Source organism: Streptacidiphilus sp. EB129 (assembly GCF_041262645.1).
In the GTDB taxonomy this organism is placed as follows: domain Bacteria; phylum Actinomycetota; class Actinomycetes; order Streptomycetales; family Streptomycetaceae; genus Streptacidiphilus.
In genome coordinates this window covers 40,611-59,994 of sequence record NZ_JBGCCS010000006.1, presented here as the reverse complement: position 1 = coordinate 59,994, position 19,384 = coordinate 40,611, and the positions used below count along the sequence as shown (strand labels likewise).

Here is a 19,384-nt window from a genome sequence, read left to right as displayed (position 1 = left end):
CCTTCCCCTTGGAAATGAAGTTCAGGATGCACATCCTGGAAGAACCATCCGAACTCTCGCCCCGGGCACAGGACTTCCTGCGCCGCACAGGTCGGCGTGAGGCTCCCACCCGGTTCGATGCGCCGGCAGAGCTCTGGCTCGTACGCGATCACACGGGCGAGCTGGTTCCGGCTCCCATGGATCTCATCATCCGATGCGAGGGCTTCGAGCAGAAGTACGGCGGGCTCCGCTACGACGTGCGGCACAGCCTGGTCGTGAACAGGGAGCGGTACGAGGGGTCCTACCAGTGGGAGTACAACCACTTCGGCCTGAACACGCGGGCCCGGCAGGATCGCGGCGGAGGGGGATGGTCCTTCGAGTGGGCCGGCGAGCACGTGTCGAAGCCCTGCCGAGACCTGCTCCACACCGACGGTAGCGTGGGCACCGACGTGGACGGCGGCAGTCCCTACCTTCCGCTCGCCCCCTCGATCCCGCACTTGATCGAGTCGCACGCCCTCACCGACACCGTCGCGACCTGGCGGCCCTGGCCGGTCGCCGCTGATCTCGCGAGGGCTGCCGACTTTCTCGACGACCTCGTCGAGGTGCCTGAAGCCTCATGGCGTACTTCGCGCTGGCGGCTCTCGCAGACCGTGGCTGTCCTGGACGTCGACAGCTGGGACCGCACGAACCCCCAGCGCCGCCGGACACGCATCTGGTCCCGGGAGGAAACCGGCCACCGCGAGGTCCAGGCGGCCTTGGACCGCGCTCGTCAGACCCGGCATCAGGACGAGGCCGACCGTGACCAGCGGTGACACCACTTCGACACGACCGTAGCGGTAGGCCTGGTCAAGGGAGTCGAGCGGCACGGGGGGCCGGTCAGGCCCGGTACCGGCGTGCGAGGCGGTATTCACGAAGCAGGAGACGTAGCGCTGCCGGTACGGATGGCCGGGCTGACCCGCTCAGCAGGCCGGCGCCCTTGGCGACGGCGCCGTCAGCTGTCAACAGGTCGAGCTCGACCAGCGCCCGGACCAGCGGGCGGTTGGCGGCAGGGGTCAGATCTGCAAGCGCACGGCCGGCAACCAGGCTCTCACGAGCCTGACCCAGCAGGTGCGCCAGGAGCGCGCGGACCTGTGGGGTGTCCTTGCGGCCCTCCAACTCGCCTCGGGTGACCCGGTGTTCCTTGAGCACATCACCAGGCACCGTGAATCGCTCGGCTTCGAGGTCCTCGGCAAGGTCATTGACGAAGTCGAGCCGTTGGCTCCCGTCGATGTAGGTCCGGCAGGCTGCACGGTATTCAGCGGGATCCACCTCGTCGCTCTGCGGCGCCAGCAGGCAGGCCACGACCATCAGTGCCGGGAGGGAGTAGGCGTCGATATACCGCTGGTAGTCCTCTTCAGTATCAAATCCGGGGAAGTTCAAGTCGCTCGCGGCCGTGTCGAGGAACCCCTCGACGTGTGCCCGGAGCGGCTGATGAACCTCCGAACTGTCGGCCAGCGCTCGCACCAGCGGAATCTCGCTGCCTGCGCCCCCAAGACCGGCGCGGACGTCACCCTCCCAGGCCTGGTATGCCTCGGCACGACTGTCGACGGGCCCGGAGTCCAGCAGGTTGTCGGTGTGGTGCATGAAGGCTGTCGCCACCAGGACGTGGGGCACGAGCGCGCTCGGCAGCAGCAGACGCGTAGCGAAGTACGCGTCACGTTTGTACCGGGCTACGCTCGTCCGCGCCTGCGAGTAGTCCTCCCGCAGGACGGGATCGACGATGCCGGCACTGTCCAGGGTCCTGCGCCACGTGGTCACCCGGCCTAGCATTCCACGCCGGCCGCCGGCATCGGTCTCCACCCGGCGGGTCACGGATCGTCAGTGGATCGACCGGGCGAACATGAAGACCGAACCGGCCGCAGCCACGGCAAATTTGGGTCTTCCGCCAGTACGCCGCCCCGGGCGACGAGAGGGAGACTTCCGGCCAGGGGTCGCGGCCCGCACCGAAGGCCGACACCAGGGGCAGAGGGGGAACAGCACGATGAGCGGTCAGCTGTACGACGAGATCGGCGAGGCGTTCGAGGGCTTCAAGACCCTCCCGCTCGCGCGCTACGCGGAGGTGCCCGGCTTCCTCGCCCTCGTCGGCGACGTGAACAGATCGGGCCGCGCGTGAGGATCACCGCGCTCCTCGACCCGCCGATCTCGTTCGTCGCCAACCCGCCGAGCCGCGAGGTCTTGGAGAAGTGCCTGCGGGCGGCCGGATTCAACGAGCTCACCTGGGTTCCCCTGGAGGTCTCCGCCGCCGGCGTGCGCGAGTACGGCAGGGACCTCTGGGACGACTACGCGGCCAACCCCCCGCTGACGATGCTGCGCTGCCGCGCCTGACCCCGGGCGCCCGTCCCCGGTGCGGCCGGGTACCGGCCGCAGGCCCGCCTGGACAGCCTGTTCCGGACGGTCGGCTCGCGTAGCATTCGAGGATGCGATCCGGCGCGGGGGAACGTGACGGTACGGCCATGTGGGACGTCGCCTGTCCGGAGCGGCCCAGCAGGGTGGCCGGTGTCAGTATGGCCGGGTTCCGTGACCGTGGCGTGACCCCGATCGACCTCAGGGTGATCCCGCATCCCACCGTGATGCTGGCTCTGGAGTTCGGTTCCGGCTCGCCCTTCGTGGACGATGCTGCCGGGCGGCGGCATGGGGGAAGTGTCGTCGCCGGGATCGGGGCCGGGTGCCGGGGCGCGGTGTGGGTGCGGGGTGACACCTTCGAGGGCGTGCAGGTGCGCCTGTCCCCGGTGGTCGCACGCGCGGCGCTGGGTGTCTCCCCGGCCGACCTGGACGGTGCCGTGGTGGCCCTCGACGACCTGTGGGGCCGGGAGGCGTCGCGGATCCGTGAACAACTCGACGATGTCTCCTCATGGGAGCAGCGCTTCGCGCTGACGGACGCGCTGCTCGCCCGCCGGCATGCGGCTGGGCCGTCCGTCGACCCGGAGGTGGCCCGGGCCTGGCACCGGATCGTCAGCAGCGACGGCCTGGTCCGGGTCGAGGAACTGGCAACCGAGGTCGGATGGAGCCGTAAGCGCCTGTGGTCCCGGTTCCACGCGCAGATCGGCCTGCCGCCCAAGCGCGCTGCGAAGCTGGTCCGCTTCGACCGTGCCGTCCACCGCCTGGCTGCCGGGGACGGCGCGGCCCGTGTCGCGGCGGAGAGCGGCTACGCCGACCAGTCCCATCTGCACCGGGACGTCGTGGCGTTCACCGGTGTGACCCCGTCGACCGTGGCCGGCGAACCATGGCTGGCGGTTGACGACATTGCCTGGTCCGGCACCGCCGGCAGGCTTCCGCGCCGTGTGTGATTCGATCACACCGGCGACGAGGGGAACATTTCTTCAAGACGACCGGCAGTCGCGCCTGTGACCCTGCGCGTATGTCCAAGACTGCGCGCATGTCCACGAATGGCGATGGCTCCCCATTGCCGCCTCTTCATCGGCCTCGCTACGGAGTTGACGCGCCGGCGGTCCCGATCGTCAACGGTGCCGCCGGGGTGGCGTGCTGCCTGGCCGCCGCCCGGTGGCGGCGCGGGCGGACCGCGACGGCCGCCGTGGGAGCGGTTCTGCTCGCGTTCACCGGCGTCTACCTGCACACCACGCTGCGCGGCAAACTGCGCGTCTGGGCGCGGGAACTGGACCGGATCGGTCTGAAGGGTGACGAGCAGCTGCTGGACCTGGGGTGCGGTCGCGGTGCGGTGCTGATCGAGGCGGCCAGGCGGCTGCCGGCGGGGCGCGCCGACGGCGCGGACCTGTGGTCCGGAAAGGACCAGAGCGGCAACAGTGCCGAGGCCACGCTCGCCAACGCCGCCGCGGCCGCGGTCGGCGACCGGGTGCAGGTGCACACGGCCGACATGACGGCGCTTCCGTTCGCGGACGGCTCCTTCGACGTCGTGACGAGCGCGCTGGCCATCCACAACATCCCCTCGCACGAGGGACGCTGTCGCGCGGTGGACGAGGCGATGCGGGTGCTGCGCCCGGGCGGGCAACTGCTCATCGCGGACTTCTGGTGGATGGCCGGGAAGTACGCCGCGCACATCGGGCAGGGCACGCTGCGCCCACTCGGGTCCGGGTACTGGTACGGCGGCCCGTTTCTCGGCATCACGCTGCTGCACGTCGTCAAGCCGACCGAGGGGACCGGGGCGCAGACGATGCGGCGCCGAACCGAGGGGAACGCATAGTCATGTCAGCTCTTGCACGCTGGTGCTATCGGCACCGCTTCGTCGTGATCACTGCCTGGGTGGGTCTCCTCATCGGCCTGGCGGTGCTGTCGCAGGCGGTGCGGACGACGTACGACAACTCGCTCACACTGCCGGGAACAGACTCGGGCAACGCCCAGGAACTGCTGCTGCGGTCGGCGCCGGCCCAGGCCGGCGACTCCGACCAGATCGTCTGGCAGGTGAGCCAGGGCAGCGTCACCGATCCAGCCATCGAGCAGCGGGTCTCGGCGATGCTCGCGCGGGTGTCGCACCTGCCCGAGGTGGCCTCGGTCGCCGGCCCCTACCTGCCGGGCGGCACCGTCCGGATCAGCCCGGACGGGCGCACCGCGTATGCCACGCTGAGCTTCACCGGGCAGGCGGACATCCTGGACCATGCCGACGTCATCCGGGTGATCGCCACGGTGACCGCCGCCCGCGAGCCGGGCCTCGCGGTCGAGCTCGGCGGCAAGGCGATCGCGGGCGCCGAGGAGACGCCGGCCTCGAACGCGTCGCTGATCGGCATCGTCGCGGCCGCCGTCATCCTGCTCATCGTGTTCGGGTCGCTGCTTGCGACGGCGCTGCCGATCGTGACCGCGGTGGCCGGGGTGGGCAGCGGCCTGCTGCTCATGGCCCCGCTCAGCCACCTGACACCGGTGAACGGCATCGCGCCGATCCTCGGCGCGCTGATCGGCCTTGGCGTCGGGGTCGACTACGCCCTGTTCGTCGTGACCAGGCACCGCCGCGGCCTGCGGTCCGGGCTGGACCCGGAGCAGTCGGCCGTGCAGGCACTCAACACCTCCGGCCGCGCGGTCCTGTTCGCCGGCGGGACGGTGTGCATCGCCCTGCTCGGCCTGCTCACCGTCGGCCTGCGGTTCATCGACGGGCTGGCCGTCCCGGCGGCGATCACCGTGGTGTGCACCGTGGTCGCGGCCGTCACACTGCTGCCCGCGCTGTTCGGGGTGCTCGGCCTGCGCGTGCTGAGCCGCAGGCAGCGCCGCGGGCTGCGGGCCGGCGGGCCGGGCCAGGCGGAGAGCGGTGGCGGCATGTGGGCGCGCTGGTCGCGCATCGTGCCGCGGTTCCCCGCCGTGCTCGCCTCGCTGGGGCTCGCGGTGATGCTCGTGGTGTCCGCTCCCGTGCTGCACCTGCGGCTGGGCTTCGCCGACGCGTCCAACGACCCCACGTCGACCCACACCTACCAGTCCTACGCATTGCTCGCCGAGGGGTTCGGGCCGGGCTTCAACGGCCCCCTGGTTCTGGTCGCCCGGGCTCGGTCCGCGGCCGACCTCGCCGCGCTCGGCCGGCTCGACCGCGCGCTCACCACCGTGCCCGGGGTGGCCGCCGTGGAGACCGCGCCCGCGCACAGCACGCCAGGTGCCGGGCCGACCATCGAGGTGATCCAGGTCCTGCCGACCACAGCGCCCGAGGACCCGGCCACCTCCGCCCTGATCCACCGACTGCGCGGCACGGTCGTACCGCGCGCCACGCACGGCACCACGCTGCAGGTCTACGTGGGCGGCCTGACGGCCACGTTCGTCGATTTCGCGGCGGTGACCAGCGCCAAGCTGCCCTGGCTGCTGACCACCATCATGGGTTTCAGCTTCCTGCTGCTCGTGCTCGCTTTCCGCAGCCTGCTCATCCCCGCGATCACAGCGGTGCTCAACCTGCTGGCGGCGGCGGCCTCGTTCGGCGTACTCACCGCGTTCTTCCAGTGGGGCTGGGGAACGCGCGCGTTCGGCCTCGGCGCGGCCAGCCCGGTCGAGGGCTACCTGCCCGAGCTGGTGCTTGCGGTCCTGTTCGGCCTGTCCATGGACTACCAGGTGTTCCTGGTCAGCAGGATGGCCGAGGAGTGGTCGCACACCCGGGACAACGCCCGGTCGGTGCTCGCCGGCGTGACCGACACCGCACGGGTGATCACCGCCGCGGCAGTGATCATGATCGCCGTGTTCACCGCCTTCGTGTTCACGGGCCAGCGCGACATCGCCGAGTTCGGTGTCGGACTGGCCGCCGCCGTGGCGCTGGACGCCTTCGTCCTGCGGACCGTGCTCGTACCGGCCGTGATGTACCTGTGCGGCCGGGCCAACTGGTGGCTGCCCCGCTGGCTGGACCGTCACCTGCCGCACCTGGCCATCGAACCGCCCGCGCAGGAGCAGCCCACCCACCTGCCCGGACCCGCCCTCGTCTGACCAGAGCCGGGGCATGCGAAGGGGTCGCAGCACCACGGGCTGCTCGTGCGGACCGTGGCACCACTTCCCGCAGGGGTCAGGCTCCAGAGTTTTCGAGGAGCCTGACCCCTGGGGCGGTCGGGTGGAGCGTCTAGCCCTCGCCGATGATGTTGGTCTGGGAGGCGGGGAAGCAGGTGGGCTCGCCATGGGCCAGGACGACGTCCATGGAGCCCATGGCGTCCGGGTGCAGGTCACCCTTGAGGATGTGCTGGACCAGCACCAGGCTGTCCCCGCGCGGGATGGCGCTGGGCCGGATCACCATCAGGCGTCCGTTCTGCGGATCCAGGGACTGGACCGTTTCGAGGTTGGCGTTGTCGGTGCGGACAGCGGCAGGGCAGGACGCCGAGAGCTGCAGGACCACGGCCGGCACACCCAGGCTGCGCAGCGCCGCCTGGAGTCCGGACAGCTTCGCGCCCATCACCTGGATGGTGACGGTCCCGTCCTTGCGGGCAGCCACCGTGTAGGAGGTGTTGCTCAGGACCGGCACACTGCTGGCCTGCGGGCGGGCGGTGCTCTGGCCTGCGCCTGCCTGCGGTGCGGTGGTGGGGGCGGGAGTGGGGGTCGAGTGCGGGATCAGCACCACGGCGGTGGCGGCTGCGGCCAGTCCCAGCGCGGTGACCGCGATCCGCCGGGTGTGGCGCGGGCGCAGGGGCACCGTTGCCGTTGCCGTGGGCGGCAGGGCTGAGGCGCGGGCGGTGAGTTCCTCGGCGAGCTGCTGCTGGAAGTGCACGGGGGTGGTCATGAGCGGGCCTCCGAGACGGCGTGCAGGGATGCGGTGGTCGGGGTGTCGACGCGCTGCAGGGCCTTGCGGGCGCGGTGCAGCCGCACCCGGGCGGTGGCCGCGCTGACACCCAGGGCCTGTGCGGCCTCGCGGGTGGTCAGTCCGTCCAGGGCCACCAGGTCCAGCACCGCGCGCAGCGGCTCGGACAGGGCCGCGTGCTGCGTTGCCAGCTGCCGGGCGTCGCGGGCGGCGTCGATGCGGCCTTCGATCGCGGTGACGTCCTGGTCGTCCAGCAGCCGCCGGCCCGCGATCCGGGCGGTGGCCCGCTGCTCGCGGGCACTGCCCCGGAAGTGGGCGGCCAGGACGTTGCGGGAGATGCCGTAGAGCCAGGCGACCGGTGCGCCGCGCCGGGCGTCGTAGGTGTGCGCCTGTTCGAGGGCGGCCAGGAAGATGTCGGCCGTCAGGTCCGCGGCCAGGTGCGGGCTGTCGGTGCGGCGGGTGACGAAGCCGAGCACAGCATCGAACTGCTGCTGGTAGAACACGGCGAACCCGGCCGGATCACGCACGGGTGGCGCTATTGAATGCTCCGCTTGCACGGACGACTCCTTGAACGGACGAGCACTGCCTTACATCTCTACTTGGCTCGGGCGCCCAGAAGCGTTACACACCTCCCTCCACCACCACTCGGCCCACCCGCGTACCGGGCCGCATGGGCTCAGATCTGCTCGCGCACCAGCTCCTCCAGCAGGGTCAGCGCATCCTGCAGGCCGTCCTCCATGCCGGACTGCAGGTGCTCGTCCCGGTTCGCCCTGGTCTGATGTGCGACCAGAATCTCCAGGTGGGTCCGGCCGTCCTTCTCGGTGAACGTCGTGGTGTTGACCGCCTGGGCGGTCGGGACGCCGGAGAAGGTCTCCGTGGTCACCAGGCGCTCGTCCGGGACGACCTCCCGGTACTCGCCGTAGAAGGCGAACTCGTAGCCGTTGAACGCCTTGGCCGCCCAGCGCCAGTTGCCGCCGACGCGTACGTCCATCTCGATGCCGAGCACCTCGCAGCGGTTCGCGTGCCACCAGCGGCGCAGCAGCTCCGGGGTGGTGAAGGCCTGGTACACCAGCTCCCGGGGCGCGTCGAACTCACGCGTGATCAGGATCTGGGTGTCGGTGGGGGTGGTGACGGTCGCCCGCCGGTCGTTCGTCGCAGTCATGATTCCCGCTCCTCGTCCCTCGTCTCCGATTCAGCCGCTGGTGGTCCCTGGCGGCCGGGGTCCGTCTGCTGCGCCTTGAGGTCTTCGAGCACCGCGTCCAGGAGTGCGAAGCGCTCGGTCCAGAGCCGCTCGTAGTCCTTGACCCACTCGTAGACCTCGCGCAGCGGTGCCGGTTCGAGCCGGTATATCCGCTGCCGGCCCTCGTCGCGGACCTGTACCAGCCCGACCTCGCGCAACACCCGCAGGTGTTTGGACACCACCGGCTGCGCCACGCCGAGTTGCCCGACCAGGTCGGTGACGGACCGCTCGCCCCGCGCCAGGGCGTCGAGGATCTCCCGCCGCCGGGGTTCGGCGACGGCGTTGAACGCGTCCGTCGTGGTCGCCGCTCTCGCCATGACTCCATCGTATGCCGATATCGGCATACGTCAAGCAGGGCGCCACCGGTGGTGGAGACGGCGTCTTCGCAGGTCAGGAGGTCAGGCGCGGCTCGGTGCCGGTACCGGCTCCGGCTCGGGGAGTTGCGCTGTCGCGCGGCGAGGGAGCAGCAGTGGGGTCGCCAGCAGGAGCAGGCCGGCCAGGCCGATGGCCGTACGCGGTCCGAGCAGGGCGCCCAGCACGCCCCAGACGGCCGTCAGCAGCGCGGTCGAGGCCTTGGTCGTCACCGCCCAGGCGGACAGCGTACGGGTGACCCGGTCGGTCGCGGTGCGCTGGAGGCGGTAGGTGGCGTAGACGGGGTTGAAGACCCCGCAGCAGAAGATCAGCCCGAGCTCGACCCCCATCACCAGCAACAGCCCTCCGGTGCCCGGCCCCAGGAAGGCCAGGCCGACGGGCCAGAGCGCGCGCAGCGTCCCGGTCACGACCAGGATCTGGCGCTGCCCGAAACGGGCGGCGAGCGGTCGGGCCAGCCGGGAGCCGAGCAGCCCGCCGATCGAGGGCGCGGCGAAGGCGAGGCCGTACTGCCACGGAGCGAATCCGAGCCGGCCGAGCATCAGGACGGCCAGCAGCGGCTCGGCGGCCATCACCAGGCCGTTGAACAGGGCGGTGTTGAAGAAGAGCGGACGCAGCGTCGCGTCGGCGAGGACGTACCGCCAACCGTCGAGCAGGTCCCCGGCCCGCATCCGGGCGACCTGCGGGCGCTCGGGTGGCGGCTCGTGCCCGCCGGTCGCGCGGATGCCCAGGGCCGAGAGCAGGTAGCTGGTCGCGTCGGCCACCACCGTCGCCACCGGACCCAGCAGCCCGATCGCCGCGCCGCCCAGCGGCGGTCCGATGATCGTGGTCGTCCAGGCCGTGGACTCGAACCGGGCGTTGGCGACCAGCAGATCCTCGGCCGGCAGCAGCGTTTTCAGGTACGCGCCGGAGGCGGCGCGGAAGGTGATGTCGGCCGCCGCGACGACGACCGAGACCAGCAGGAGCTGAAGGAAGGTGAGCGCGCCGAGCGCGAACGCGGCGGGGATGGTCAGCAGCGCTGTAAAGCGCACCAGGTCCATCGCGATCAGCACCGGACGCTTGCGGCGGAACTCCACCCACGGGCCGAGCGGCACCGCCACGGCCGCGCCGACTGCCGCTCCCACGGAGGAGAGCGCGGCGACCTCGGCCGGTCCGGCGTGCAGCACCCGGATGGCGATCAGCGGAAACGCGCCGAACGCGAGCCAGGTGCCGAGCGCGCTGGTCCCGTACGCTCCCCAGAGCCAGCCGAAGCGCGGCCCCAGTCGGTGGCCGAGCCGATGTCCGAGCAGCTGCCCCAGCCGGTGCCCGCTCCTCATACCCGCCGCCCCCTGCCACTCACCCGCACAACCGATCCGCGATCGGAACCATCAAAGCGGGCCCCCTGCCGGGCGAGCAAACAACCGCAGGACCGCCTGGCCACAACCCATGGTTGTGGCCCTAGGGTATCGGCATGGACCTCGACACCATCCGGACCTTCGTCGCCGCCGCCGACGCGGGACGGTTCCAGGAGGCCGCCGCCGAGCTGGCGGTCACCCAGCAGGCCGTCTCCAAACGCATCGCCGCGCTGGAGCGCAACCTCGGCGTGCGGCTGTTCACCCGTTCCGCGCGCGGCGCCGAGCTCACCATCGACGGGCAGGCGTTCCTGCCCCACGCGCGCGAGCTGCTGCGCGTGGCCGAGCGCGCGGTCGCGTCGGTACGCACCGGCCGCCGTCCACTGCGCGTCGACGTGATCGCCTCGCGCGTCGCGCCGTCGGGCCTGATGCGCGGGTTCCACCGCGCACACCCCGGGATCGACCTCGACGTGGTGATGCTGTTCGACGTCGAGACAGCCGTCGCCGCCATCCGGTCCGGTGAGATCGACGCATCCTTCCGCGCCGTCGCCGTGCCCGGCCGGCCCCTGCCCGAGGACATCGAGTCCGTCCGGGTGCTCGACGAGCCGCTCCAGCTCCTCACCGGCCCCGCCCACGCGCTGGCCGGCGCCCGGTCGGTGACGCTCGCTCAGCTCGCCGGGCACCGGATCTGGATGCCCGGCATCGTTCCCGGTACCGAATGGGCCGCCTACTACGACGACCTCGTCGCCGAGTTCGGCCTCACCATCGAGGCGACCGGGCCCAACTTCGGCTCCGACGCGCTCCTCGACACCATCGCCGACACCCCGGCCCTGGCCACCTTCATGGGTGAGCACACCCGCCTCGTCTGGCCCGCCGGTCACGGCCTGCGCCGCATCCCGGTGACCGACCCGACGCCCGTCTATCCGCACGCACTCCTCTGGCACCGCGACAACCCCCACCCAGCACTGGCCACCCTCCGCGCCCACCTCGCCGCCACACCGGCCGGCCACGACGCCTCCGGGACCTGGGCCCCGGGCTGGGTGATTCCGCGCTGACCGCCGCCGCGCCGGCCGCGTCCGCCGCCGGCAGGATGCGCACCGTTACGCGTCAGAGCCGCGCGCACCAGGTCCACGGCGCCCTTCCGAAGTGCCGGGGCCTCTGATTTTTTTGACTGCGGCCAGGAACTGACTCGCCCCGGCGCTCGTCTTCACGGTCATCACTCTCAGCAACGATGCCAGTCACGTCATTGGGGACCTGCTGACACCTGCCCGACGCGGATATCAGCAAGGAGCGTTCACCATCAACCGCCATCCGCACATCACGGAAGCCCGTCCGCCCCACGGGTACGAGCCCGTACCCACGCTGCTGTACGTCGTGGGGCGCAACGCCGCCGAGATCGACGGCCGAATGGACGACTGCCGGCAGTACGCCAACGCCCGCGCATGGCGAATCACCACTCGTGTGGTCGAGAGCACCCCGGAGCGGCCGCTGGAGGAGCGCGAGGGTTGGCAGCTGGTGACCGAGGCCCTGGATGCCGTGCGTGTCCGCATCGTGGTGATCTGGTCGCCCGAGACCGTCGGTGTCGACGCCGACCGGTTCCGCAGCATGCAGGAGTTGTACCGCGAACGCGACCAGGTGGTCGTGTGCACTACCGAGCCAAAGGAGATTCCATGACGCCGTTCGCCCTCGCGATCGCCGCCGTACCCCGCGACCCGGAGCCCGACTGGCCCTACAGCTACGATCCCCTTCGGCAGCTCAACTACTCTCCGGACGGTCAACTGGCCGCCCACAACTACCCTCTGCTGCTGTCCACGGCCACCACCGTCAGCTCTGCCGGCTCCAAACGCCACTGCGACGACGCATGACCGTCCTGGTCCTGACCGAACCCGGGGACGTCACCGCGGACTTGGTGATAGCGCGCCTGGACGCGATGGGAGCGGCAGTGCTGCGCCTCGACCCGGCCGACTTCCCCCGCGCGATGGCCCTGGCCGCCGAATACGCCAACGGCCGGGTGACCGGCAGGATCGAGACCGCTCATCACCACGTCGACCTCGATGCGCTGCGGTCGGTCTGGATCCGGCGCCCCGGTGCCCCCGTCGCCCCGACATCGGAACAGGCCGCCTGGGTCACCCTGGAATGCGAGCGCGCGCTGTACGGCGTGCTGCGGTCGCTCGACGGCGTGCGCTGGATGAACCACCCCGACGCGGTGGCCCGCAGCGCCTACAAACCCTGGCAGCTCGCCGTGGCGCAGCGCTGCGGCCTGGATGTGCCGCGCACCGTGTTCACCAACGACCCCGCCGCCGCAGACAAGTTCGCGGGGCGGGGCCCCGCGGTGGTCAAGAGCGTCTCCGGCCGGCATCCGGAGGATCCGCCGATCACGCTGCGCACCACCCTGGTCCCGGTCGACGCCGACTACGCCGGCGTTGCCGGGACCGCGACCTGCCTGCAGGACGCCGTCGACAAGGTCTTCGACGTTCGGGTCACCGTGATCGGTGAGCAGGTCCTCGCCTGCCGGATCGACGGGGAGGCACTGGACTGGCGGTTCGCCGACCAGGACCGACTGGGCTGGAGCCCGGTCCAGCCGCCCGGTCCGGTCCACACAGGCGTCCTCGCCTACATGAGTGCCGCCGGTCTGGCGTTCGGAGCATTCGACTTCGCCGTGGACGCGGACCGCTGGTGGTTCCTGGAGTGCAACCAGGGCGGCCAGTTCGGCTTCGCGGAGATCCGAGCCGGGCTGCCGATCGCCCAGGCGGTCGCCGACTGGCTCGCCCCGGGCGGCCCGCACCGGGTCCCGGAGACCGGCGGGCCCGCGGCCCCGTAGGACGGCTGCCGCTGCCGCTCGGGGACACGCGGGCGTGCGTTCCCGGTTCGTCCGCCTCCTGTTCCCGCTCTGTTCTGGATCTCCGAGTACACCCCGATCGGCTGCTAGAACTGAGCCTCGCCCCCAGAAACCGCCCCGTGCCCGGTCACCCGACCGGTGTCGCGTGCCGGACCGCTGGGTCTACTCGGTAAGGGAGGTGGACCAGATGAAGAAGATCGCGATCCGGAAGGCAGGCTCCGTGCGCCTCACCAGCTCGGCCAGCGCGTTGTACGGCGGTTGCGGCTGTCCTGCCTGACAGTCCGTCACAGTCCGAGTCGGCGATGGGTTCGGGATCCGATGCGAACCCATCGCCGGTGACCGGCCGGTGCCCCGACCCGTCTTCCACCCGGAGGAGCGATGCCAGACCTGCCTGCGGAAGTGGAGTCCGGCGGTCGCCGGGAACCGACGGTCCCGGAGCAGCCGCTCACCTTCCACCAGCTCACCTTCCTGGCCGAAGGGGACGACGTGACCGTCGGCCGGCCTGATGAGGGGTCATACGTCGTTCTGCCCGCCGACGGCGCGGCACTGCTGCGCCAACTGGTCGACGGACGCACCTGCGCCCAGGCCGCCCAGTGGTTTCTGGAGACCTACGGGGAATCGGTCGACATCGCGGACTTCGTGACGGACCTCGGCGAGCTGGGCTTCCTGCGGGACCCCGGCGAGCCCGATCCCCCGCAGCCCGCCCCGGTGCGCTGGAACCGCGTGGGACGGGCCGTGTTCTCCCCCGTCGGCGCCCTCGCCTACCTCGCCCTGATCGGCGGCTGGCTGGCCGCCATGATCCGCACACCCGCTCTCGTGCCGAGCTACCACCACCTCTTCTTCACCCACTACATGTCAGTGCTGATGGTGTCGATGTTCCTCGCCCAGATGCCGCTGGTCCTGCTGCACGAGGCCGCGCACGCGCTGGCCGGCCGCAGGCTGGGCCTGCGTTCCCGGCTCTCGGTCGGCCGGCGCCTGCACTACCTGGTGTTCCTGACGACTCTGGACGGCCTGGTGGCGGTACCACGCCGCAAGCGCTTCCTGCCCATCCTCGCCGGCATCCTCACCGACATCGCCGTCCTCGCCGGACTCACCCTGGTGGCCTCCTTCACCGAGCGCGCCGACGGCTCGTTCCCTCTCGTCGGTGCCGTCGCCCTGGCCATGGCCTACCTGACGGTCCTTCGGCTGCTCTGGCAGTGCTGGTTCTTTCTGCAGACCGACGTGTACTTCCTGGTGGTCACCGTGCTGGGCTGCGTCGACCTGCAGACCGCCGCGAAGCAGCTGCTGGCCAACCGCTGGTGTGCGCTGCTCGGACGCCCCGCTCCCCACGACCCGGAGAGCTGGCACCCCCGGGACCGGTCGGTGGCCCGGTGGTACTCGCTCCTGATCGTGGCCGGCTACGCCTTCCTGCTGGCCACCCTGGCGTTCGGCCTGCTCCCGACTGCCGTCAAGGTGTTCGCCACGGTGCTGGCCAGGCTGTCCGGCAACGGCGCCCACAGCGCTGCCGGGATCACCGACAGCGCCCTGTTCCTGCTGCTGAGCGTCGGTGAGATCGCCGTAGCCGGCGGCCTGTATCTGCGCGAACGACGGACCCGGCGAAGTGCTCCGGCGGTGGCCGCCTCATCCCCCCTTTGACCTACCGGAGGAGAACATGTCCGCGAGTCGGCGCACGTCGCTGGAATCCGATCGGCACCTGGTCCTGCTCGGCGCGTGTCGACGCGACCGCGAGGCGTGCCGTGCCACGCTCAGCCTGCCGGCCCCGCTGTTGCCGCCGATCTCCGCACACCGCAGGCTGCGCGGTCCCTACACCGTCGCCGGCACCCTGCTCCGGGCCCTGGTCCCCGACGCGCTGGCCCGCCACTCGGCCCTGGTCGCCGCGCACGAGGTCGAGATCCTCACCGTCGCCCCGGAGCTTCGCACCCAGGTGCCCGCCACCCTCGAAACGCTGACCTCACTGGCCGTGCCCGAGGAACGCACCCGGTTCTACTCGCGCTGGCGGACGCTACGGATCGCGCACGGGCTCATGGAGTTCCTGCGCGACCAGCTGGTCGCCGACGGGCCCGGTACCCGCTCGCTCGTCGTGGACGACGTCGACCACGCCGACCCCACCGACCTGGAGTTCCTGGCTGTCCTCCTGCGCCGGATGGATCCCGCGCTGCTGACCGTGGTGGTGCAGGGCACCGACCGTCTGCTCGATCCCCCGGCCCCCGGCCCGCTGGTGGAGCCGGGAACCCCGGCCGGCGAAGACCTCGGTGCGCTGCTGCACCGCTGCCAACGCATCGAGGCGCCGCCCCAGGAACGCGGCGAGCCGGACCACGCGGCCGACCCCGCACCGGACGAGCAGACCGTGCGGACCCTGGCGGCCCGCTACATAGCCGGGGACGCCACCGACGACGACCCCCGCGCACGGGCCGCCTACGAGCAACTCCCCCTGGCCGAACGGCGCGCTCTGCACGACCTGCGTGCCGACGAGCTCGTGTCCGCCGCCGAGCCGTCGCTGGCGCTGGGGGCGATCCCGTACCACCGCGAACACGGCACCGAGCCGCTCACGGCAGGCACAGCGGCACTGGCCCAGGCGATGGACGCCAGCATGCTGCTCGGCTTCTACGACGCCACCGTCGACTTCTGCGAGCGGGGCCGCGCCCTCGTCGACTGGGATCAACAACCGGACCTGTGGTGGCAGTTCACAAGCAAGATGCCCACCTCGCTGTCCGCACTCGGCCGCGCGGAGGAAGCCGAGGCGATCTGCGACGAGGCACGGGCGCAGACCTGCAAACCCGTGATCCACATCCAGTGCGCCTACGCGACCGCGATGCTCTACACCCGACACCGCGAGCCCAGCCGACGGGACCACCAGCGAGCACTGGCCTGGATCAACGAGGCCATCGCGATGGCCTCGCTGCTGCCCGACCCCAGGCTGCGCGCCTTCAACACCGTGTTCCATCACAACGGCCTCGCGCTCATCGAAGGGCACCGCGGCCGGCCGCACGCCGCGCTGGACCTGGTCACCGCCGGCCTTGCCGAGCTGGACCACGAACTGGGTCCCGACGAGCACCAGTTGCACCGCTCGGTCCTGCGCTACAACAGGGCGCAGGTACTGGCCGGGCTGGGGCGGCTGGACGAGGCACTGGAGGAGTACCGGGCAGTACTGGGCGTCGACCCGCACTACCCGGAGTACCACTTCGACCTGGGCAGCCTGCTGCGCAGGCTGGGCCGGGAGCAGGAAGCGCTGGACGCCTACGAGGCAGCGCTGCGCCTCGGGCCCCCGTTCCCCGAGGTCTACTACAACCGCGGCGACATCAGAAACGAGGCCGGCGACGTGGACGGCGCCCTGGCCGACTTCAGCTACGTCCTCGAACTGGACCCCTCCTTCGTGGATGCCTACGTCAACCGGGCCGGGATCCGACTGGACCTGGAGGACACGGACGGCGCCGAACGCGACGCCGTGGCAGGCCTGGAACGTGAACCGGACAACCCGCACCTGCTGGCCGTCCTGGGACGGGTGCACGCCGCGCGCGAGGAGAACGTGGCCGCGTGGGAAGCGTTCAGCCGCGCGCTGGTGGCCGATCCGGACCTGGTCGCGGCACTGTGCGGCCGGGCCGCCGCGGCCCATGAGCTGGGCGATGTCGACACGGCCGTGTCCGACCTGCGCCACGCGGTCGAGCTGGCCCCCGACGACGCCGGCGTACGCTACAACCACGCGTTCGCGCTCAGGTCCGCCGGCCGTTGGGACGCCGCGCTCGCCGAACTCGACGTCGCCGCCCGACTGCTCCCCGACGACCCGGACGTCCTGGCCGAACGCGCGCTGTGCCAGGCCAGGGTCACGGCGCAGTAGGCACCCTCCACGAGAAGGTGCACCCCGGCGTCGTCAGAGGCAACGTGCGGCCGCACCCCGGGACCCGGTCGCACCAGCCCCGGGCCCGGGCCACAGCGTCAGCGGGGACGCCGTAGGCGCAGCCCGCCTCCGCCGCGCCAGGCGACGAGTGGCCGCCAGGCCGACAGCACCGCCAGCTCGTCAGCGGTGCGGAAGACAGCCTCCCGGCGGGTCGCCGTACATCGACCGCGCACCAGACATCGCACAGCGCCGACCAGATGCACGACCACGAAGTGGGCGACCCGGCCGTACCGGTAGCCCGCGAGGCAGGGCGCGGCCTCGGGCGCGGCCGGCAGCAGGTTCGACCCGGCTACGGGTGGCAGGACCCCGGACGAGCCGGCCGCGAACCGGTCGGTCAGCAACACCGCCCGTGCCCGCAGTGCCTCCTGACGCAGGGCCAGTAAGGAGTTCGGCGGCACCGCGAAGCACTCCTCGTAGGATCGGACCAGCGACTCCGAGGGAAGCCGCCGCGCCTTCTCCACATCAGCGAACCCACTGTGCGCACTGTAGCCCAGCAGTTTCGCCAGCGCTCTGAGGGACAAGCCCCGCTCCATCCGCAACCGGTACAGCGCCAGCCCCAACTCCCGCTCAGCCTGCGTGAGTTCCATCGCAGAGACCGCGCACGCGACGACAGCGGCCGCCTGCCCCGGCACCACGCCCGGCTCCGGCGCGGTACGTCTCTCCGCACGCCCGGTAGCGGCATGATCCGTGCGGTAGCGGGCACCACCCGCCGCCCAGCTGTCCCACAGGTTGCAGCGCATCATTGAGCCGACCTCCCTGAGTAGATCAACCTGCACCCGGTGTACAGGAGCACGTTCATAATGAGCCAGTACCTGACAGTTCGGACACTATCCGGACACAAGTTGAGGTTCCCCATCCGCATGTCGCCGCCGCGGGGCCGCCGTTGTGGACGCCGGGCGCTGTGCTCATGCGGCGAGTCCGGGTGAACCGCGCCATCCGACTGCCTTGTGCTGTGCTTCCGCGGCCGTACCGCTCGCGTCGGGCGTGCCCCTCAGGTGGCACGCCGGACCAGAGCCCGGTCCACGCCGGGCTCCACTGCGTGGGCGGCCTCGCCCGCGCGCTACGGGACGGTGGCCAGGCAGCCGGACGGGCCTGGTGCCGGGGCGTGGCCGATGAGCATCAGAGTGGGTTGAGCCGGGCCTTGAGCAGGCAGAACTCATTGCCTTCGGGGTCCATCAGGACATGCCACGACTCCTCCCCCGTCTGGCCGATGTCGGCCGGGCGCGCACCGAGCTTCAGCAGGCGTTCGAGCTCGGCGTCCTGATCGCGGTCGGTGGCGTTGACGTCGATGTGCAGCCGGGGCTTCCCCTTCTCCGGCTCATCACGGGGACTGAGGATGATCGTCGGCTGCGGACCGCCGAACCCCTCGCGCGGCCCGATCTCCACCGAGCCGTCGTCCTCGCGATCGAGCACGACGAAGTCCAGGACCTCACACCAGAACCGCGCCAGCACCTCGGGGTCGCGGCAACCGAGCACGAGCTCACTGATACGACATGCCATAACGAAACCTGCTCTCAGCCTGGGAGTTGCCGGGAGCCCACACGCGAACCTCATGGGTTCCCAGCAGTGAATTCGTCCCGCGACCGTACCGGACGGGCGAGCACGGGCGAAATGCCGCCGACGCGTGGTTGGTGTCAGTCGCCAGGTCCTGAGGCGTCACCGGGGTTGGGCTTGAGTCCCAGGCGCTGCTCGGCGGTGGACCAGTCGGTGTCAATGGCCTGCTGGGCGGCGGCCAGGGTGACCTGCTTGCTACAGATCGCCGTGTGCAGCCGGGTCTCCACCGCGTCCTTGGGGTTGTTCGGCCCCGCCCCCGGGGTGTGGCCCGGAGAGGGCGGTTCCACCCACAGGTTGCGTGGGTCGTTGGGATCCCCGCCCAGCTGAAGGCTGATCAGATGGTCGTACTCCGCGTCGTGCAGGGCAGCGGAGTAGCCGTAGGACCTGGCGTTGGCCGCCTTCTCCTTGTTGGTGACCCCCACCGGCGGGCGAATGGTGCCGGTGTAGCCGCCGGAGCGGCAGATCGTGGTGGCCAGCGTCGCCTGCGTCACCGCCGGCGACAACGCCCCCGGGGTGCACTTCGGATCCGGCAGCGGCTGACCGTGATCGTCCCCGTAGTGACACGACCCGGGTGCCGGCTGCGCCTGCACGGAGTACGTCGCCTGCGGGCCGGGCCCGAACGCCGGCGCACCCGACGCCGCATCCCCCGCACCCCCGCCCGACGCGGTGGCAGCGGGCTTGGCAGCGTCCGACGACGTCGCCCCATGGGTCGTACAACCACTCAACGCGGTCACCACCACCAGCACACACGCCGCCGCGGTACGAGGCAGAGCACGGATCACCGCAGGTCCCTCACAGTCAGTCACATGGCTGGTCAACCACCACCGTAGCGGCCCCAGAGCGTCCGAAATCACCCCGCACCACACCCCTGATCCTGCCCGGCTCCCGACCCGGCCCCGGCACCGCCTCCGAGGGAGGGTCACCTCATCCACTATCAGCGCCCCCACACCGGCCGGGAGCTGGCCTGTCGTCACCGGCT

At 71.2% G+C, this 19,384-nt stretch carries 21 protein-coding genes; 12 read left to right on the top strand and 9 right to left on the bottom strand.

From position 1 onward, the window contains the following. Window positions 1-176 precede the first annotated feature (176 nt). A complete protein-coding gene (locus ABH925_RS09750) occupies window positions 177-791 on the top strand; it encodes a hypothetical protein (RefSeq protein WP_370146903.1) in 615 nt (204 codons plus the stop codon). Between the two features lie 64 nt (window positions 792-855). Here the strand turns inward: ABH925_RS09750 and ABH925_RS09745 are convergent, their stop codons facing one another. After that, window positions 856-1,776, bottom strand: coding sequence for a phytoene/squalene synthase family protein (locus ABH925_RS09745; RefSeq protein ID WP_370146901.1), 921 nt, complete (start codon window positions 1,774-1,776; stop codon window positions 856-858). A 223-nt stretch (window positions 1,777-1,999) separates the two neighbouring features. On the opposite strand from ABH925_RS09745, the gene ABH925_RS09740 reads away from it, so the two are divergent. The 5 genes from ABH925_RS09740 (at window position 2,000) to ABH925_RS09720 (ending at window position 6,378) form a co-directional block, all read left to right on the top strand. After that, window positions 2,000-2,131 (top strand): hypothetical protein, encoded by a 132-nt coding sequence (locus tag ABH925_RS09740; protein WP_370146899.1) that lies wholly within the window; start codon window positions 2,000-2,002, stop codon window positions 2,129-2,131. Continuing rightward, a complete protein-coding gene (locus ABH925_RS09735) occupies window positions 2,128-2,343 on the top strand; it encodes a hypothetical protein (RefSeq protein WP_370146898.1) in 216 nt (71 codons plus the stop codon). Before ABH925_RS09740 ends, ABH925_RS09735 begins: the two co-directional genes overlap by 4 nt. Window positions 2,344-2,471: 128 nt before the next feature. Beyond that, window positions 2,472-3,305: a helix-turn-helix domain-containing protein gene (locus ABH925_RS09730; protein WP_370147134.1), complete on the top strand. Its 834-nt coding sequence runs from the start codon at window positions 2,472-2,474 to the stop codon at window positions 3,303-3,305. Between the two features lie 89 nt (window positions 3,306-3,394). Next, window positions 3,395-4,177, top strand: a complete 783-nt coding sequence (locus ABH925_RS09725) for a class I SAM-dependent methyltransferase (RefSeq protein WP_370146897.1) — start codon at window positions 3,395-3,397, stop codon at window positions 4,175-4,177. A 2-nt stretch (window positions 4,178-4,179) separates the two neighbouring features. Further along, window positions 4,180-6,378 carry an MMPL family transporter gene (locus ABH925_RS09720; protein ID WP_370146895.1) on the top strand — a complete coding sequence of 733 codons (2,199 nt, stop codon included), beginning with the start codon at window positions 4,180-4,182 and terminating at the stop codon, window positions 6,376-6,378. Between the two features lie 130 nt (window positions 6,379-6,508). On the opposite strand, the gene ABH925_RS09715 is transcribed toward ABH925_RS09720, so the two are convergent. The 5 genes from ABH925_RS09715 to ABH925_RS09695 all read right to left on the bottom strand — a co-directional run bounded on the left by ABH925_RS09715 (window position 6,509) and on the right by ABH925_RS09695 (window position 10,102). Then, window positions 6,509-7,159, bottom strand: a complete 651-nt coding sequence (locus ABH925_RS09715) for a hypothetical protein (protein WP_370146893.1) — start codon at window positions 7,157-7,159, stop codon at window positions 6,509-6,511. Then, entirely contained in the window at window positions 7,156-7,704 is a 549-nt protein-coding gene (locus ABH925_RS09710) for an RNA polymerase sigma factor (RefSeq protein ID WP_370146891.1), read from the bottom strand. The genes ABH925_RS09715 and ABH925_RS09710 overlap by 4 nt, the downstream gene beginning before the upstream one ends. Window positions 7,705-7,853: 149 nt before the next feature. Continuing rightward, window positions 7,854-8,339, bottom strand: a complete 486-nt coding sequence (locus tag ABH925_RS09705) for an SRPBCC family protein (protein ID WP_370146890.1) — start codon at window positions 8,337-8,339, stop codon at window positions 7,854-7,856. Then, window positions 8,336-8,734, bottom strand: coding sequence for an ArsR/SmtB family transcription factor (locus tag ABH925_RS09700; RefSeq protein ID WP_370146889.1), 399 nt, complete (start codon window positions 8,732-8,734; stop codon window positions 8,336-8,338). Before ABH925_RS09700 ends, ABH925_RS09705 begins: the two co-directional genes overlap by 4 nt. An 81-nt stretch (window positions 8,735-8,815) precedes the next feature. Further along, the gene (locus tag ABH925_RS09695) at window positions 8,816-10,102 is read right to left on the bottom strand and encodes an MFS transporter (protein ID WP_370146888.1); all 1,287 of its coding nucleotides are present in this window, start codon (window positions 10,100-10,102) and stop codon (window positions 8,816-8,818) included. 134 nt (window positions 10,103-10,236) lie between these two features. On the opposite strand from ABH925_RS09695, the gene ABH925_RS09690 reads away from it, so the two are divergent. From ABH925_RS09690 to ABH925_RS09665, 6 genes are all read left to right on the top strand, one after another. Beyond that, entirely contained in the window at window positions 10,237-11,172 is a 936-nt protein-coding gene (locus ABH925_RS09690; RefSeq protein ID WP_370146887.1) for a LysR family transcriptional regulator, read from the top strand. 319 nt (window positions 11,173-11,491) lie between these two features. Continuing rightward, window positions 11,492-11,791, top strand: coding sequence for a hypothetical protein (locus tag ABH925_RS09685; RefSeq protein WP_370146886.1), 300 nt, complete (start codon window positions 11,492-11,494; stop codon window positions 11,789-11,791). After that, window positions 11,788-11,982 carry a hypothetical protein gene (locus ABH925_RS09680; RefSeq protein WP_370146884.1) on the top strand — a complete coding sequence of 65 codons (195 nt, stop codon included), beginning with the start codon at window positions 11,788-11,790 and terminating at the stop codon, window positions 11,980-11,982. Before ABH925_RS09685 ends, ABH925_RS09680 begins: the two co-directional genes overlap by 4 nt. Further along, the gene (locus ABH925_RS09675; RefSeq protein WP_370146883.1) at window positions 11,979-12,938 is read left to right on the top strand and encodes an MvdC/MvdD family ATP grasp protein; all 960 of its coding nucleotides are present in this window, start codon (window positions 11,979-11,981) and stop codon (window positions 12,936-12,938) included. The genes ABH925_RS09680 and ABH925_RS09675 overlap by 4 nt, the downstream gene beginning before the upstream one ends. A gap of 396 nt (window positions 12,939-13,334) precedes the next feature. Then, window positions 13,335-14,591 (top strand): hypothetical protein, encoded by a 1,257-nt coding sequence (locus tag ABH925_RS09670; RefSeq protein ID WP_370146882.1) that lies wholly within the window; start codon window positions 13,335-13,337, stop codon window positions 14,589-14,591. A gap of 16 nt (window positions 14,592-14,607) precedes the next feature. Beyond that, window positions 14,608-16,791, top strand: coding sequence for a tetratricopeptide repeat protein (locus ABH925_RS09665; protein ID WP_370146881.1), 2,184 nt, complete (start codon window positions 14,608-14,610; stop codon window positions 16,789-16,791). A gap of 98 nt (window positions 16,792-16,889) precedes the next feature. Here ABH925_RS09665 and ABH925_RS09660 read toward each other — a convergent pair whose 3' ends face one another. From ABH925_RS09660 to ABH925_RS09650, 3 genes are all read right to left on the bottom strand, one after another. Next, window positions 16,890-17,438: a helix-turn-helix domain-containing protein gene (locus tag ABH925_RS09660; protein WP_370146879.1), complete on the bottom strand. Its 549-nt coding sequence runs from the start codon at window positions 17,436-17,438 to the stop codon at window positions 16,890-16,892. Window positions 17,439-17,970: 532 nt separating this feature from the next. Next, complete coding sequence (locus tag ABH925_RS09655; RefSeq protein WP_370146878.1) at window positions 17,971-18,351, bottom strand: VOC family protein; 381 nt, start codon at window positions 18,349-18,351, stop codon at window positions 17,971-17,973. A 134-nt stretch (window positions 18,352-18,485) separates the two neighbouring features. Further along, window positions 18,486-18,896, bottom strand: coding sequence for a hypothetical protein (locus tag ABH925_RS09650; RefSeq protein WP_370146877.1), 411 nt, complete (start codon window positions 18,894-18,896; stop codon window positions 18,486-18,488). Between the last annotated feature and the right edge of the window lie 488 nt (window positions 18,897-19,384).